The 13,967-nt window shown below is 62.5% G+C and carries 13 protein-coding genes; 11 read left to right on the top strand and 2 right to left on the bottom strand.

Annotated features, from left to right (window positions below; all coding sequences use genetic code 11):
* The 6 genes from Q0877_RS15400 to Q0877_RS15375 all read left to right on the top strand — a co-directional run.
* A partial coding sequence (locus tag Q0877_RS15400) for a hypothetical protein (protein WP_299169418.1) occupies window positions 1-398 on the top strand: 398 nt, incomplete at its 5' end.
* Window positions 389-2,227 carry a TOMM precursor leader peptide-binding protein gene (locus tag Q0877_RS15395; RefSeq protein WP_299169416.1) on the top strand — a complete coding sequence of 613 codons (1,839 nt, stop codon included), beginning with the start codon at window positions 389-391 and terminating at the stop codon, window positions 2,225-2,227. The genes Q0877_RS15400 and Q0877_RS15395, both read left to right, overlap by 10 nt.
* Complete coding sequence (locus tag Q0877_RS15390; RefSeq protein WP_299169414.1) at window positions 2,179-3,606, top strand: hypothetical protein; 1,428 nt, start codon at window positions 2,179-2,181, stop codon at window positions 3,604-3,606. The genes Q0877_RS15395 and Q0877_RS15390 overlap by 49 nt, the downstream gene beginning before the upstream one ends.
* Complete coding sequence (locus tag Q0877_RS15385; protein WP_299169412.1) at window positions 3,603-5,390, top strand: thiopeptide-type bacteriocin biosynthesis protein; 1,788 nt, start codon at window positions 3,603-3,605, stop codon at window positions 5,388-5,390. Before Q0877_RS15390 ends, Q0877_RS15385 begins: the two co-directional genes overlap by 4 nt.
* A complete protein-coding gene (locus Q0877_RS15380; RefSeq protein WP_299169411.1) occupies window positions 5,365-5,559 on the top strand; it encodes a hypothetical protein in 195 nt (64 codons plus the stop codon). Before Q0877_RS15385 ends, Q0877_RS15380 begins: the two co-directional genes overlap by 26 nt.
* Entirely contained in the window at window positions 5,546-6,835 is a 1,290-nt protein-coding gene (locus Q0877_RS15375) for an amidohydrolase (RefSeq protein WP_299169409.1), read from the top strand. Before Q0877_RS15380 ends, Q0877_RS15375 begins: the two co-directional genes overlap by 14 nt.
* Before the next feature lie 15 nt (window positions 6,836-6,850).
* On the opposite strand, the gene Q0877_RS15370 is transcribed toward Q0877_RS15375, so the two are convergent.
* Window positions 6,851-7,396 (bottom strand): adenylate kinase, encoded by a 546-nt coding sequence (locus tag Q0877_RS15370; RefSeq protein WP_299169407.1) that lies wholly within the window; start codon window positions 7,394-7,396, stop codon window positions 6,851-6,853.
* Window positions 7,397-7,478: 82 nt separating this feature from the next.
* Between Q0877_RS15370 and Q0877_RS15365 the strand changes: the two genes are divergently transcribed.
* The gene (locus Q0877_RS15365; RefSeq protein WP_299169405.1) at window positions 7,479-9,161 is read left to right on the top strand and encodes an ABC-F family ATP-binding cassette domain-containing protein; all 1,683 of its coding nucleotides are present in this window, start codon (window positions 7,479-7,481) and stop codon (window positions 9,159-9,161) included.
* A gap of 174 nt (window positions 9,162-9,335) precedes the next feature.
* The gene (locus Q0877_RS15360) at window positions 9,336-10,511 is read left to right on the top strand and encodes an MFS transporter (RefSeq protein ID WP_299169420.1); all 1,176 of its coding nucleotides are present in this window, start codon (window positions 9,336-9,338) and stop codon (window positions 10,509-10,511) included.
* Window positions 10,512-10,607: 96 nt separating this feature from the next.
* Here Q0877_RS15360 and Q0877_RS15355 read toward each other — a convergent pair whose 3' ends face one another.
* Window positions 10,608-11,045: an LPXTG cell wall anchor domain-containing protein gene (locus Q0877_RS15355; protein ID WP_299169402.1), complete on the bottom strand. Its 438-nt coding sequence runs from the start codon at window positions 11,043-11,045 to the stop codon at window positions 10,608-10,610.
* 245 nt (window positions 11,046-11,290) lie between these two features.
* Here Q0877_RS15355 and Q0877_RS15350 point away from each other — a divergent pair, with 245 nt between their 5' ends.
* From Q0877_RS15350 to Q0877_RS15340, 3 genes are read left to right on the top strand one after another with little or no spacing between them, the layout of a single operon-like run.
* On the top strand, window positions 11,291-11,878 hold the full coding sequence (locus Q0877_RS15350; RefSeq protein ID WP_299169399.1) for a hypothetical protein: 588 nt from the start codon (window positions 11,291-11,293) through the stop codon (window positions 11,876-11,878).
* Between the two features lie 60 nt (window positions 11,879-11,938).
* On the top strand, window positions 11,939-12,925 hold the full coding sequence (locus tag Q0877_RS15345; RefSeq protein ID WP_299169396.1) for an ATP-binding cassette domain-containing protein: 987 nt from the start codon (window positions 11,939-11,941) through the stop codon (window positions 12,923-12,925).
* Complete coding sequence (locus Q0877_RS15340) at window positions 12,922-13,755, top strand: ABC transporter permease (protein WP_299169393.1); 834 nt, start codon at window positions 12,922-12,924, stop codon at window positions 13,753-13,755. The genes Q0877_RS15345 and Q0877_RS15340 overlap by 4 nt, the downstream gene beginning before the upstream one ends.
* The last annotated feature ends 212 nt before the right edge of the window (window positions 13,756-13,967 follow it).

Genomic DNA, 13,967 nt, shown 5'->3' with positions numbered 1-13,967 from the left:
TTTTTCCTGATCAGACGGGCATTTCCCGTTTAAAACGCCGAGTGGCGCTCAACCCCACCGGTGGATTCAGGCTAAGCGACGGTCGAGGGCTTCACAGGTGCCGGGTGTGGGTGGACGGAACGTGGGCATCCACCGGGATTGCCGCTCGGGCTGAAATGGCGGTCGAGGAAGCACTGATGCGGGCCGCCGCCATCGTTCAGTTCTCGGCTGATTCAGCGCCTGGGCATGCCACCGCGACTAATCCGCCGCGCGGCGTTGCGCCCATGCTCACCTCCTCGAGGGACGAGATTCTCGCCTGGGCGGCAAAGCACCCGCACCGGATCGCATATCTCACACCGTCGGGCTCCGAATACTGGGGCCGGGTCGGGCTCTATCCGGTGGTGGCAACGTGGCTATAACCCAGAGCAACGTCCTGGAGCCGTCCCAGGATCTGAACGGCGTGCCGGAACCGGGCGCGTCAGGCGACGGCGACGTAATGGCCCTCTACTCGACCGGTGAGACGCGGATACCGGTGAACGGCGGGATCCTGTTCTGCCGAAGCGTGGGTTCCGAAATCCGAATTGGACCGTGGCTCCCCAACGGCGAATCAGGTTGCGCCGCCTGCATGGGCCTATGGCGCAAGGACACGAGCGGAATTGACGACGACGGCGCGCTCCCTCCCGATGGTCGGCACCTTTGCTGGCGCCACACCGCGGCCGGCCTGATCGAGTTTGCGCTTCGCGACCCGAAGAGTTTGCGGCTGCGATCGAAGATTCTTGAACTGGAAACAGGCATGGTGAGAATCAGTTCTTTTCTTCCTCATCCTCACTGCCCGGATTGTGCTTCACAGGAGCTATCGTCCAGTGCGGTCGCCTTGGATCTTGTGGCAGGTCAACCGACGGTCGGTGGAATGCTCCGCACCAGATCGTTTGACCGGTCAATGCTGCGGGAGGCACTTTTCGACTCCCGGTTTGGTCCTGTAGCTCACGCTTACCGGGACGAGGAATCACCGTTGTCTCTTGTAACCTGCGAGACGGTGGTTCCCGGCACCACACGTCGTGAGGGAGGATACGGGCGCTCCACCCGCTTCACTTCCAGTGAGATACCGGCCTACCTGGAAGGCTTCGAGCGTGTTCTCGGCGGTCACCGGATGCCTCAGACATCGACGGTCATTGGGAGCTACACCCAACTTGCAGCTGACGCGATAGATCCTGCCACCTTGGGCGGTCATGCAGAGGACGCGATGAACGATCCCAGGTTCCGTCTGCACCGTTATTCACCTGATCTGGTCACGTCATGGGTATGGGCGTGGTCAACCCGTCAGGATCGCCAGGTACTCATTCCAGAGCATGTTGCCTACTGGCATGGTGGACGGGGACATCCCAAGTTCCTCTACGAATCTTCCAATGGTTGTGCTGTGGGCGGGACGTTTGAGGAGGCTGCACTCTATGGTCTGTTCGAAGTTATTGAACGTGACGCGTTTCTGCTCGCTTGGTATTCGCAAACGAGATTACGGGAGATCCGGCTCGATACCGTGCCGGATGTAGGGCACATAAGTGACCTGATAACTGAACGCGGATTGACCCTCACGGTGCTGGATATGACCTCCGATTTTGGTGTTCCCACAGCGCTCTCGGTTATCACCGCACCGGAGGCGCTGGTGAATCAGGGACTGGCTCCTGCGTTGAGTCTTGCATCCGGTACACACCCCGACGGTCGAAAGGCCATCGGCGCCGCCATCGAAGAGGCTCTTACCAACGCGTTGATGTATCCCAAATGGGTATCGATGCGAGCATCGGTGAGCGTCGAGCGCTGTCGTCCAATGCTGCATGATTACGCACTGGTCGAGACGCTTGAGGACCACACCGGGATGCACGGACTGAGCGAGGCACGAGCTCTTTCGGAGTTCCTGCACCAGCCTTCAGGACAGATCGACGCCGATCAGTTCGCGGCTCCTTACGTGCAGCCGACCGAGCTCAGTGCCGAACTGGCTTTCAGGGTGAAGGCCGTCCACGATCTGGGACTGGACCTTCTGGTCGTGAACCAATCGGCGCCTTTTGCAAGCAGCACTTTGGGAATAAGCGCTGCGAAAGTGATTGTGCCTGGATCCATTCCGATGACCTTCGGGCACCTGAATCGAAGGCTTGAAGGCCTCCCCCGACTCGCCTCAGCGGCGACCCTCTTGAAAGGAGGCGTTCCATGGCAGCACGCAAGCCGGATTTCTCCCATCCCGCACCCCTTTCCGTAGCGCCCGCACAGGCTGCAGCAACATTGTTGCGCTTCTATTTGCAGTCCTTCGGCAAGAAAGTGTCGGTGGTCGAAACACTCTTTTCCGTGGCGGAGCCGCCGGAAGAGCTGTCGCCGCAGTCGGCTGGAAGCGTCAACGCGAGAGGTACATTGCTCGACTCGACCGCCTGCTCGGCTCTTAGGGTTGCGACCCCCGGACAAGTGACGGGCGCTGCTGACCCCGCTTTCTCGGACTCCGCCCTTATTCACGCCGCTGCACTGGAAGCGACGCGTATCCGCCGGATAGCAGCTGCCGACCGTTATCCCATACACCGCGCTTATCCGTCACCACGGGGGATGTTCGGCGCCGATGTCGAAGTGGCGATGCCCGGAAGCCCGGCCAGCTCTCATCGGTTGGACCCGGTATCCGAATCGCTGGTACCCATCCGATCAGAGACACCGGTTACGGCCCGTAGCCGGCCGACTCTCTCAGTCACCATACGGCCCGACCGGTATCCCGCTCCCTACGGAACACTGCGGCCGTCCCTGGCGCTGCTTGAAGCAGGACACCTATTGGCCACGCTCGGCCTGACGCTGCAACACGCCGGCTTCAGCATCGAAACCACGTTTGGTCCGCAGACACCCCAAGGAACTGCTGGCCACGCTTCGCGGACGGCAGGAAGCCTGAAAGCCCATGCGCGGCGTACCGGCGGCGCAGCTTCAGACAGTGCGTCGCCCACCGCGATGGCGATCAACAATTCCGCTGCTGCTACTCTCGCGGGCCTGGCGTCCCGGGGCGGACTGCTCGACCCGCGCGGGCTTCCCCCGGTCACTTTGAAGGAGTGGCTGGATCGCCGCTCCAGTGGATCCTCCAGACACAACCTGGTGACCAGCGGAGCGATCGAAGACGATCTGAATCAATTTGTCTGGGGACTGTTGAAGGAGTCACTTGCTCAGGTGGCGCATCTTCTCCCGCATCGCGCTGCGATCAGGCTGTTCCATTTGAGTCTTGAGAACAACGACATGTCCAGCAAGAAGGTTGTTGAAATATCCGATGATGGGCCTGCGCAGGCGAGGGGCGTCGGCGAATTCGATGCCCCTTTCAGTTCGGGCAGCGGATTCGTATGGTGTGTCGATTTCCCTGCGTGGGTGGAGCACTACGGTGCTGGCGCCGACGTCGTCGTACATACCTTATTGGGCTGGCTGTGCCAATGGGGATGTTTGGGCGCCGCGGCGGCGGGGCACACTGCCCGGCCGGCCCGAAACTTCGATGAAGCCGAATGGGCTGCTGCCCTGCGGCTTCCATTGAACGTTACTCCCGCTTACCAGCTCTGGATACGCCGGCCGGAGCTGCACGAAACACGCCGGAACGTTTGGACAATGCAAGGGAGCCCTCAGTGATCAACAAATGGTCCAGCACCTACTTCTACTGCCACCTTTCCGTGGAAGACACTGACTCACTGATTGCCCGGGAAGTCGGGCCGTTGGCTGATGCAATGGTGGCGCGCGGAGAAGCGGATGACTGGTTCTTCCTCCGGTACTGGCATGGAGGGCCACATCTGAGGATTCGCTTCCGCAATGTCAGCGAGCACGCGCTGCTGTCCTACGAGGAATCCCTCCAGGTAGCGCTGCGGCGCTCAGCGGCTGTTGATATTGATCCGGATCGCTTCGCATCGAACTTCGGCACCCAGGACCCAACCCGATGGCGGGCCCACGGCGAAGTGGTGCGGTCCGACTACGAACCCGAGATTGAGCGCTATGGGGGAACGCAGGGATTGGCCGTGTGCGAGAGGGTCTTCTCGCTGAGCAGCCGGATAGCGGTCGGGATACTCGCATCCACTGACCGGCGCCAGGCTCTGCTGATCGGACTCGACCTGCTCCTGATTGCGCTCGCCGTGTCGGAAGAGGAGGACCTGGACGCGGTCCGGTCCGTACGGGGCTACTTCGCTGCCTGGGATTTCCTGCAGGAATCGATTACCGACGGACAGGTTGCTCGCGCGCTGGCCGAAAAGCTCTACGCAGCCTCACCCAGTCGTTGGAACGCACGACGGGATCAACTGGATTCTGTAGCTGAGAATCAGCCGGAGTCAACCCACGGGCGCTGGAAAAGTGGGCTGCTCACCGCCTTGCAGCGCCTGCGCGAGCTGGAAACCGAAGGACTGCTGGTTACAGACCGGCGAAGAATCATGTGGTCCCTCGTACACATGATGAATAACCGGCTCGGACTGAGCGTGGCGGACGAGCGCACCATCAGTTGGCTCGCGTCGAAGGCCTTCCCCCGCTGGACAAGTGAGGCGGACTATTTCCCTATCGGGATTACTGCTTCGGATCATTCGTACCTGGAATCAAGCAAGTACATCAGGAGCGAGATGGGTGGCGGGCACGGTCCGCGGCAAGCGTCGGTCGCTCCTCTGCACCGCCGTGATAAGGGGGGGAGCCGGCCACCGGGAGCAGGCTCGGTGACGCTGCCTCCCGTTCAGAATCTGGAGGCGGGGCTGCACGATGCACTTCAAAACCGTCGGAGCGAATACGGCAACTACGGACAGACGTTAAACCTGAACGAGCTGGGTGCGCTGCTCGGAAACGCGGTTGGCATCGCGCCCGAAAGAAGGATCACCCTCCCGGACGGGCACCTCACCTTCCGCACTTACCCCAGCCCCAGCGGGGCCTATGCCACCGACGTACTGGTTTTCGCGTACGCGGTATCCGGGCTGGCGCCGGGTACCTACGCCTATGACGCCGTCAACCACTCTCTGCATTATGTTTCCCCTGGCTCCGGCCGGTCCCTTCTGGCCGCGGCATCTCCCTTCTTCGTCGAAGACCCCGCAGCGACGGCAGCGATCGTCGCAGATACGGTCCCCGCCGTCGTCGTGTTAGCAGCGGACATCGGCCGATTGCGACCCAAGTACGGCTTGCGTGCTCTGCGCCTGCTCCTTCTGGAGGCAGGCCACATGTCCCAGAACCTTGCGCTCTGCGCCGGGGTTCTCGGGCTCAAGTCGTTGCCGATCTCTGGTTACGCCGACGACGTTCTGAACGCCGAACTTCATCTGGATGGGGTGGACCGCATCGTAAGCGCAATGCTTCCGGTAGGAACCCGGTCCTCCGCCCTGATCGAAGACCCAACATCCATGTTCGAACAGCACGATGAGAGGAACAACAATGAAACACGAATACACAGCAGTTGAAGCGCGGTCCTACGAGCTCGCGGCGGTATCGGGAGCAGCCAGTGCAGTACTGGGGCTTGGCACAGGAATGCTCTTCAAGAATCCGGGTATCGGTGCGGTGATCGGCGCGGGTATTGGATTGCTGGTTCGAGCACTGGTGGTCAACAGGATGGTTCATGACCGCCGGTGAAGTACTTGCCCCATCACCAGCCGCCGGAACCGCCGCGCGGGGGGAAAGCCGGCGGCTGGTAGCGCAGGTATCGGGGAAGTACGTCGGACTGTACAAGAACCTGCATTCTTTACCGGAACCGTCCGGCAAGGAGTTCCGTACGGCCCGGACGGTCGCCGCTCGACTCCGCAATCTGGGGTTGCGGGTCCACGAGCGGGTGGGAGGTTCGGGCGTAGTGGGAATCCTTCAGAACGGACCGGGTCCCACGGTGGTGCTCGGGGCTGAACTTGATGCGTTGCCCTGCAAGGAGGCGACGAATCTGCCTTATGCTTCCACCCAGTCCGGCAGCGCCGTGGGGGATGGTGGAGTGATGCACGCTTGTGGGCACGACGCTCATATGGCAGCGCTATTGGGGGCAACCGAGGTCCTTGGCCGGTTGCGAACGACGTGGTCCGGAACGCTGGTGGTGCTTTTTCAACCGGAAGAGGAAACCGGGCGGGGAGCGCTCAGCATGATCCACGCCGGCGTTCTGGATCTGTTCCCGGCACCGACGGTGTTTCTTGCCCAGCACGTGAGCCCTATGCCTGCTGGTTCCATCACCTTGAAGCCTGGTCCAACCACTTCTGCAGGCAATGGATTGCGCGTGACTTTGCATGGAATCGGTGGCCACGCAGCCTTTCCTGAGCATGGACTGAACCCGCTGAGTACGGCTGCGCGCCTTGTCCTGAGCCCGGAAAAGCTTTCCCAGCGTCACGTGGGAACCAGCATCGTCAATATCGGGGCAGCCCATGCCGGAACGGTGGACAACCGCATCCCGGATTCAGCTGAGTTGCACCTCAGCATTCGGTCGCGCTCCGCCGCGGCACAGCAGGTGGTACTCGGTGAGGTGCGGGCGGCGGTGTCACTGGCCACGCAGGGCCAGCGAAGTCTGCCGGCGGAAGTAGTTGAAACCGCCGTATTCCCAATGCTGGAAAACTCTCCAGGCAGTACGAGTCGCCTTTACGAGGCTTTCTACCGGGCGGGGCTTCCGGTGTTCCAGCTGGAAGAAGCGTCGTGGGCCAGTGATGACTTCGGGGCGTTCGGCACGGCAGCGCAATGCCCTTCGGTGTACTGGTTCTGGGGAGCGAGTGATCCTGCGTTGTTCTCTTCCCACGATTTGGAACTTCTTCGAACAGGATCGCTGCCTGCCAATGTTCCGGTGAACCACTCGACGCGATTTGCTCCTGAACCGGTGCTGACCGTCAGCTCGGGAATCACGAATCTGGTGACCGCCGCGCTCGACTGGACGTCCGGTTGAGACAACCGATGCCTGTTACCGCTGCCCGTGCTGCGCCTCGCGAGATCGGAGCCATCGCTCCAGATCCCGCGGCCTGGTGAAGCGAAGGACGGGCAGCCCGGCGTCCTGGTACTCCCGGATCCTCCGGCGCTTGCCGGCGAAGGACGTGAAGTGCCAGCGGATGATCGAGTCGTGTGCGATGACCCGGCGGAAGCTCTCCGTGTTCCCGTTGCAGACCTCTTCCCGCAGGAGCATCCGCCGTAGAGTCCTGCGCACCAGACGGAAAAGTGAAATCCAGCGTGGGTAATCGAGGACGATGATGGCTTCCGCGCGTGGGATCAGGAGGTCCGACCATTTGCCGTAGAAGCTGTCCAGAACCCAGACGTCCCGGGCAGCGATTTCCTCGATCAAGCGGATCTGGTCGGCCTGGTCCCGCTCAACCCAGCCGGGCAGCCAGCCAATGTCGGAGTCGACGGATGTGAGGGGCAAGCCTGCCGCGGCCGCATAGCGCGCCGCCGCCGTCGACTTTCCGGACCCGGTGACACCAAAAAACACCACGCGTCGAGGGGCTGCGGGAATCACGTCACCATCTTTGCACCAGGCGGAGTCCACACCGGAGGATGGACCGTTTCTGCTGATCGGATGCGGGTGGAAGACTGGGGAGGTGGCACATCTTGACGTTTCGAACATTGACTATTTCCTTTCCGACGGCCGCCAGTTGCTCAACGGGGTCACCTTCAAGGTCGGCGAGGGCCACAAGACTGCCCTGATCGGCCCCAACGGCACCGGCAAGACCACCCTCCTGCGTATCGTCGCCGGTGATATCGCCGCGGACGAGGGAGCCGTCACGCGCTCCGGCAGCATGGGCATCATGCGCCAGTTCGTGGGCCAGGTCCGCGACGACACCACCGTCCGAGACCTGCTCGTCTCCGCTGCGCCACCGGTGCTCGCAGCGGCTGCGAAGAGGATCGATGACGCTGAGCTGGCCATGATGGAGCACGACGACGAACCCACCCAAATGCGCTATGCCCAGGCAATCGCTGACTGGGGAGACGCCGGCGGCTATGAGCTCGAGACCACCTGGGATGAAGTCACGATGGCTGCGTTGGGCGTTCCGTACGATCGCGCACAGTACCGCGCGGCGTCGTCGTTATCCGGAGGTGAGCAGAAGCGGCTCGTCCTGGAGGCGCTGTTCTCCGGCCCGGACGATCTGCTCCTCCTCGACGAGCCGGACAACTACCTCGACGTGCCCGGCAAACGCTGGCTTGAAGCGAAGCTCAACCAGTCCAGCAAGTCGGTACTTTTCGTCAGCCACGACCGTGAGCTGCTCGACAATGCGGCCACCCGTATTGTCACGCTGGAACCCGGCGCACTTGGCGCGTCGAGCTGGGTGCACGGCGGAGGTTTCAGCACTTACCTGCAGGCCCGGACCGACCGCAATGCACGCTTCGAGGAACTGCGGCGACGCTGGGATGAGGAGCACATCAAGCTCAAAGAGCTCGTGAACATGTACAAGAACAAGGCGGCGTTCCGCTCGGACATGGCCAATCGCTACCACGCTGCCCAGACCCGTCTGGCGAAGTTCCTGGAGGCCGGGCCGCCGGAAGCGATCCCGATCGAGCAGAACGTGAACATGCGGCTCAAGGGCGGACGCACAGCCAAGCGGGCCGTCGTCGCACAGAAGCTGGAGCTGACCGGGCTGATGAAGCCGTTCAGCACCGAGATCTGGTTCGGTGACCGCGTCGGAGTGCTGGGCTCCAACGGGTCCGGCAAATCGCATTTCCTTCGCCTCCTCGCCGCCGGCGGCACCGACCCGGACAAGGAACACGAGCCGGTGTCGGAGGTGAGCATCGCACCGGTGCCGCACGCCGGCGTCGTGAAGTTGGGTGCGCGCATCCGGCCCGGCTTCTTCGCCCAGACGCATGTGCGCCCTGATCTGCTGGGCCGGACGCTGCTCGACATCCTGCACCGCGGCGATGACCACCGGTCCGGACTGGGCAGGGAAGCGGCGTCGGGAGTATTGGACCGCTACGGGCTGGCCGGGCAGTCGGAGCAGCTGTACGACTCGCTTTCCGGCGGGCAGCAGGCACGGCTGCAAATCCTGCTGCTCGAATTGTCCGGCGCCACCCTGCTTCTGCTCGACGAACCCACCGACAACCTCGACCTCCACTCAGCGGAGGCGCTGGAACGCGCCATCGACGCTTTCGAGGGAACCGTGCTGGCCGTGACCCATGACCGTTGGTTCGCACGCAGCTTTGACCGCTTCCTCGTCTTTGGCGAGGACGGCAAAGTGTACGAGTCGGAAACTCCTGTGTGGGACGAAGGTCGGGTGCAGCGGTCCCGCTAGCTCCGGTATTCCCTCCGACTTGTCCACAGCGGTGGCGGGCGCTTGAAGCAGGCATAGTTGCAGGCGCCGCCGGTCGAGTATCCCTGTCACGTCCGTCACACCCGGCGCCGTTTGTAGACCGCGTCGATCCCGGGCACATACGGTTTAGAGGTGCAGAGCAAAGTCAATCCAGCCATGTGGGCAACCTTCGCAATTTTCGGGCTCAATGGCCTTGTCTTCGCCAGTTGGGCAGCCCGGATCCCTTCCGCGTCCGATTCATTGGGATTGAGCGACGGCGAGACGGGCGCGTTGTTGCTGGTTGCCGCGATCGGCTCCATGATTTCTCTACCGTTGTCCGGCGGTATAGCGGCGCGCATTGGGACCGCGAACACCGTCAGGGTGGGCGGAATCGCCGCCACCATCGCGGCGTCCACTATCGCCGGGGGGCTTGTTGCGGAGTCGGTGGCTCTGGCCGCAACCGGTCTGTTCATCTTCGGTCTGGGCATTGGGCTCTGGGACGTGGCGCAGAACCTTGAGGGCGCCGAGGTTGAACGCCGTCTTCTGCGCACCATCATGCCAAAATTCCATGCCGCCTTCAGCGGCGGTGCCTTCGTTGGAGCGCTCGCCGGAGCGGGCCTGGCCGCCGCGGGGGTCGAGCTCTCATCCCATCTCGCCGCAGTCGCGGTTCTGGTGCTGGTCATTTCGCTGTGGATTCCCCGCTACTTCCTGCCCGAGCAGGCCCATACCGAGAAGCACGACGACGACACCCCGGCACGTACCGGATTCGCCGCCTGGAAGGAGCCGAGAACGCTCCTCATCGGCTTGGTGGTGCTAGGCGCAGCGCTCACCGAAGGTGCAGCAAATGACTGGGTGGCGAAGGCAACGGTAGATGGTCTTGGCACCAGTGAGGCCGTCGGTGCGCTGATGTTCGGCGTCTTCGTCGCTTCAATGACACTTTTCCGCTTCATCGGCGGCGGATTCATCGACCGTTTCGGGCGGGTGCGGGTGCTGCAGGTGAGCCTGGCGTCGTCGTTGGCCGGATTGGTGCTCTTCGTCTTTGCTCCCAATGTGTTCCTCGCCGGCGTCGGAGCGGTTCTCTGGGGTACGGGTGCGGCACTGGGCTTCCCGATGGGCATGTCCGCCGCCGCAGACGAACCGCGCTTCGCGGCCGCCCGGGTATCTGTTGTGTCGACGGTCGGCTACATGGCGTTCCTTGCCGGGCCGCCGCTGCTCGGCTTTCTCGGCGATCAGGTGGGAATCCGCAATGCCCTCCTCGCCGTCGGGGTGGCCGTGCTGGCGTCGTTCCTCGTGGCACCGGCTGCGGCTGAGCGCCCGGCGGGTGAGCCGGAAGCAAGCCGCGCCCGGTCCTGAATGCTTTGTCTTCAGAGCGCTGAGGACCGACAGAGCGCTGAGGCCCGACGGAACGGAAGATGGGCGGACAGCTCCTAGGAGCCGCCCGCCCCGCTGTTAGTGACGACCGGAGCGGCCGGGATCGGCGTCATTCCTGTGGTCGGTATCGTTTCCCCGGTCCGCACCGCGCCGACGGTCGTTGTTCGACACCTCCGGATCAATCTCGTCTGCGTGCCGGGTGTGCTCGTCGGTTTCCCGACGCAAACCCTGTGCATCGGACTGGCGTTGCTCTGCTTCCTGGCGCAACCGTTCGGCGTCAACCTCGGCCTGCTGGGCGTCGGCGTCGGCGCGGGCTGCCCGCGCCTCCCTCTCCCGCGCTTCGAGGTCCTTGGCATGCGCTTCTTCACGAATCTCATTGGCCCGATCGTGATCCTTCCGGCGCTTCTCCTGATCGTGTGCGTGCTTGCGCTTCCGTCCGAGGAAAACGATCAATCCGATGATGAGCAGCACCACGAGGATCCCGATGATGATCCATACCCAAGTCATTGTGTCCATTGCCTTCGCCTTCCTAGAGAGGGGCTTCCATGTTTGTGCATGGCGAGCGGCGCCCGAAAGGGACGTCCTTTAGTAACTCTCGACCTGTGCATGAAGGTCGTCAAGGGCTGAGGCTGGAGGCGGAAGGCTTTCCCTGTCCCGCAGAGATACTCCCTCAGGACGACGTCTGCGAGCAGTCCGGTAGCTAGGCTCGATACCGCTGCCCTGCCTGCGGCGGCGGACAAGGGCACGAAGGAAAGAAGCAGATGAACCAGCCGATCGAACAGTTCTCAATAACCCAGAAGATCACCCTGATGGTGAACCGCTACGAGGTTCGGGCGGTCGACGGAAACGGGAAGCCCGGTGAACTCATGGCGCTTGCCCAGCAGAAGCGGGCTGCCTTCAAGGAGGAGGTCCGGTTCTTTTCTGACGAATCGAAGAAAACGGTTCTTTTCTCCTTCAAGGCCCGCCAGCGACTGGATCTGGGAGCAACCTATGACGTTCTCGATGCCCAGGGGAACCCGCTCGGCAGCTTCCGCAAGAGCTTCGGTGCTTCCCTCCTGCGCTCAACCTGGCATTTGGACGGCCCGGGCATCGAGGCGATCGGAAGCGAGCGCAGTCAGGGCGTCGCCATCGCCCGCCGAATCTGGGAGATGGTGCCTTTCCTTGACGCCATACCGGCGCCTTTTCTGTTTCACTTCGACTTCCGCGACCCGTCCGGCCAAATCGTCCTCACATCAGAGCGGCGCGCTTCGCTGCGGGACCGTTATGACGTGAGCGTTCCCGGCGCGCGGCTCGATTGGCGGGTTGCTGCGGCGATGGCTGTTGCGCTCGACGCCCTGCAGTCCCGGTAGCGGACAGGAACTGTCCGCAATCCTCTTTCTCCCGTACTTCCACAAACCTAGGGTTGACCCATGACGATCATCCAGGCCGAAGGCCTGAAAAAGACATACACATCGAAGAGCGGCCCGGTGCATGCACTCGCGGGTCTCAACCTTTCGGTCCCGCAGGGGACTGTGAAGGCTTTGCTCGGTCCCAACGGAGCGGGCAAGACAACGGCGGTCAAGGTACTCACCACCCTGATCAAGCCTGACGAAGGCAGGGCACATATCGACGGCATCGACGTCGTGAACAATCCGAAAGCTGCCCGGCGGATCATCGGAGCATCCGGCCAGTACGCAGCGGTTGACGAGAACCTCACCGGTTTCGAGAACCTGGAGATGGTGGGCAGGTTGTATCACCTGGGCGCGAAGACCGCACGCAAGCGGGCGCAGGAACTGATTGACCAGTTCGAGCTGACGGAAGCGGGCAACCGTCCGGTCAAGGGCTTTTCCGGTGGCATGCGCCGCCGCATTGACCTCGCCGGAGCCCTCGTCATCAATCCGAAGATCCTGTTCCTCGACGAACCGACTACCGGCCTGGATCCTCGCAGCAGGCTCGCCCTCTGGGAGATCATCACGCAGCTCGTCAATGACGGCACCACCCTCCTCCTCACCACGCAGTACCTGGAGGAAGCCGACCATCTGGCGGACAACATCGCCGTCATCGACGGCGGCAGGGTCATCGCTGAGGGCACGTCGGATGAGTTGAAGGCGCAGATCGGCGGTCATCGGGTGGTGGTCACGCTCGTGAACGAGGCCGACGCCGGATCGGCACGGGAAATTCTCGCCCGCCACGGTGACGGCGCTCCAACGGTGAACGACCGCACTCTGGAGGTTTCCGTCATTGAGGGCCCCCGCGCGCTGCAGTATGTGCTCTCGGACCTGGGACAGGCCGACATTCAGCTGCATGACGCCGGAATGCGCCGGCCAACACTTGATGACGTGTTCCTCACTCTCACCGGCCACAGAGCCGAAGACGAGCCCAGCACCAACGACTCCGAAATGGAGAAAGCCAAATGACCGCGCTCAGCCAACCCACCTATGAGAGCGTCGGTTCACCCTTCGCTCAGCTGCTCTCGGATGGCTGGATAGCAACGCGCCGCAACCTGATCAAGATCAAGCGCGTCCCCGAAATCCTCGTTTTCACCATCCTTCAACCCATCATGTTCGTGCTGCTGTTCAGCCAGGTGTACGCGGGCGCAATGAACGTACCCGACTACGTGAACTTCCTGATGGCCGGAATTTTCGCCCAGACCGTCATCTTCGGTTCGACGTTCTCGGGAGCTGCCATGGCACAGGACCTGAAGGACGGCATCATCGACCGCTTCCGCACTCTGCCCATGAGTCCGGCAGCTGTGCTGATCGGGCGCACCAACGGCGACCTCGTGATCAACAGCATCTCCATGATGATTATGATGGGAACCGGCTGGTTGGTGGGTTGGCGGGTCACCACCTCGGTGTGGGGTTTCCTGGGTGGCGTGGCGGTCCTGCTTCTGTTTTCCTACTCCTTCAGCTGGGTGATGGCCGTTCTCGGCATGAGCGTGCGCAGCCCGGAGGTCATAAACAACGCGTCCTTCATGATTCTGTTTCCGCTGACCTTCATCTCAAACGCCTTCGTCCCGATCCACACCATGCCGGAGGTGCTGAAGAACATAGCGGAGTGGAACCCGGTATCAGCCCTCGTCGAATCGGCGCGGATGCTGTTCGGAAACACCAACCCTGAGTTCCCTGAGCCAACCGCGTGGACTCTGCAGAACCCCATCATTACTGTGATCATCGGGATAGTCGTAATGCTTGCCATCTTCGTGCCGCTCTCGGTAACCAAGTTCAAGTCGATCAGCTCCCGCTAAGGCCAAACGACGACGGCGGCAGCGGCTTACGCTGCCGCCCCGCCGCGCGCGCGGGGCGACAATGGAGACATGCTCCGCCACGCCGCCGTCGTTCTTTGCCTGCTGTTTCTTCCGGCCTGCACAGCAGCGCCGGCCCCGGGCCCAACAAGTTCGGCACCCGCGCGCGCAGCTACAACCGCGGCCCCTGCCGCGCCCGCCTCCGCAGTTCCAAC

The sequence above is a fragment of the uncultured Arthrobacter sp. genome (genome assembly GCF_947495145.1).
Classification (GTDB): Bacteria; Actinomycetota; Actinomycetes; order Actinomycetales; family Micrococcaceae; genus Arthrobacter_D.
The sequence above is the reverse complement of the archived record's forward strand: the minus strand, read 5'-3'. Positions and strand labels throughout refer to the sequence as shown.

Bases quoted from the DNA above. Each gene is read 5' to 3' on its own strand.
- Q0877_RS15390 (WP_299169414.1), top strand. From the start codon at position 2,179: ATGGCAGCACGCAAGCCGGATTTCTCCCATCCCGCACCCCTTTCCGTA.
- Q0877_RS15380 (WP_299169411.1), top strand. From the start codon at position 5,365: ATGAAACACGAATACACAGCAGTTGAAGCGCGGTCCTACGAGCTCGCG.
- Q0877_RS15375 (WP_299169409.1), top strand. From the start codon at position 5,546: ATGACCGCCGGTGAAGTACTTGCCCCATCACCAGCCGCCGGAACCGCC.
- Q0877_RS15360 (WP_299169420.1), top strand. From the start codon at position 9,336: ATGTGGGCAACCTTCGCAATTTTCGGGCTCAATGGCCTTGTCTTCGCC.
- Q0877_RS15355 (WP_299169402.1), bottom strand. From the start codon at position 11,045: ATGGACACAATGACTTGGGTATGGATCATCATCGGGATCCTCGTGGTG.
- Q0877_RS15350 (WP_299169399.1), top strand. From the start codon at position 11,291: ATGAACCAGCCGATCGAACAGTTCTCAATAACCCAGAAGATCACCCTG.
- Q0877_RS15345 (WP_299169396.1), top strand. From the start codon at position 11,939: ATGACGATCATCCAGGCCGAAGGCCTGAAAAAGACATACACATCGAAG.
- Q0877_RS15340 (WP_299169393.1), top strand. From the start codon at position 12,922: ATGACCGCGCTCAGCCAACCCACCTATGAGAGCGTCGGTTCACCCTTC.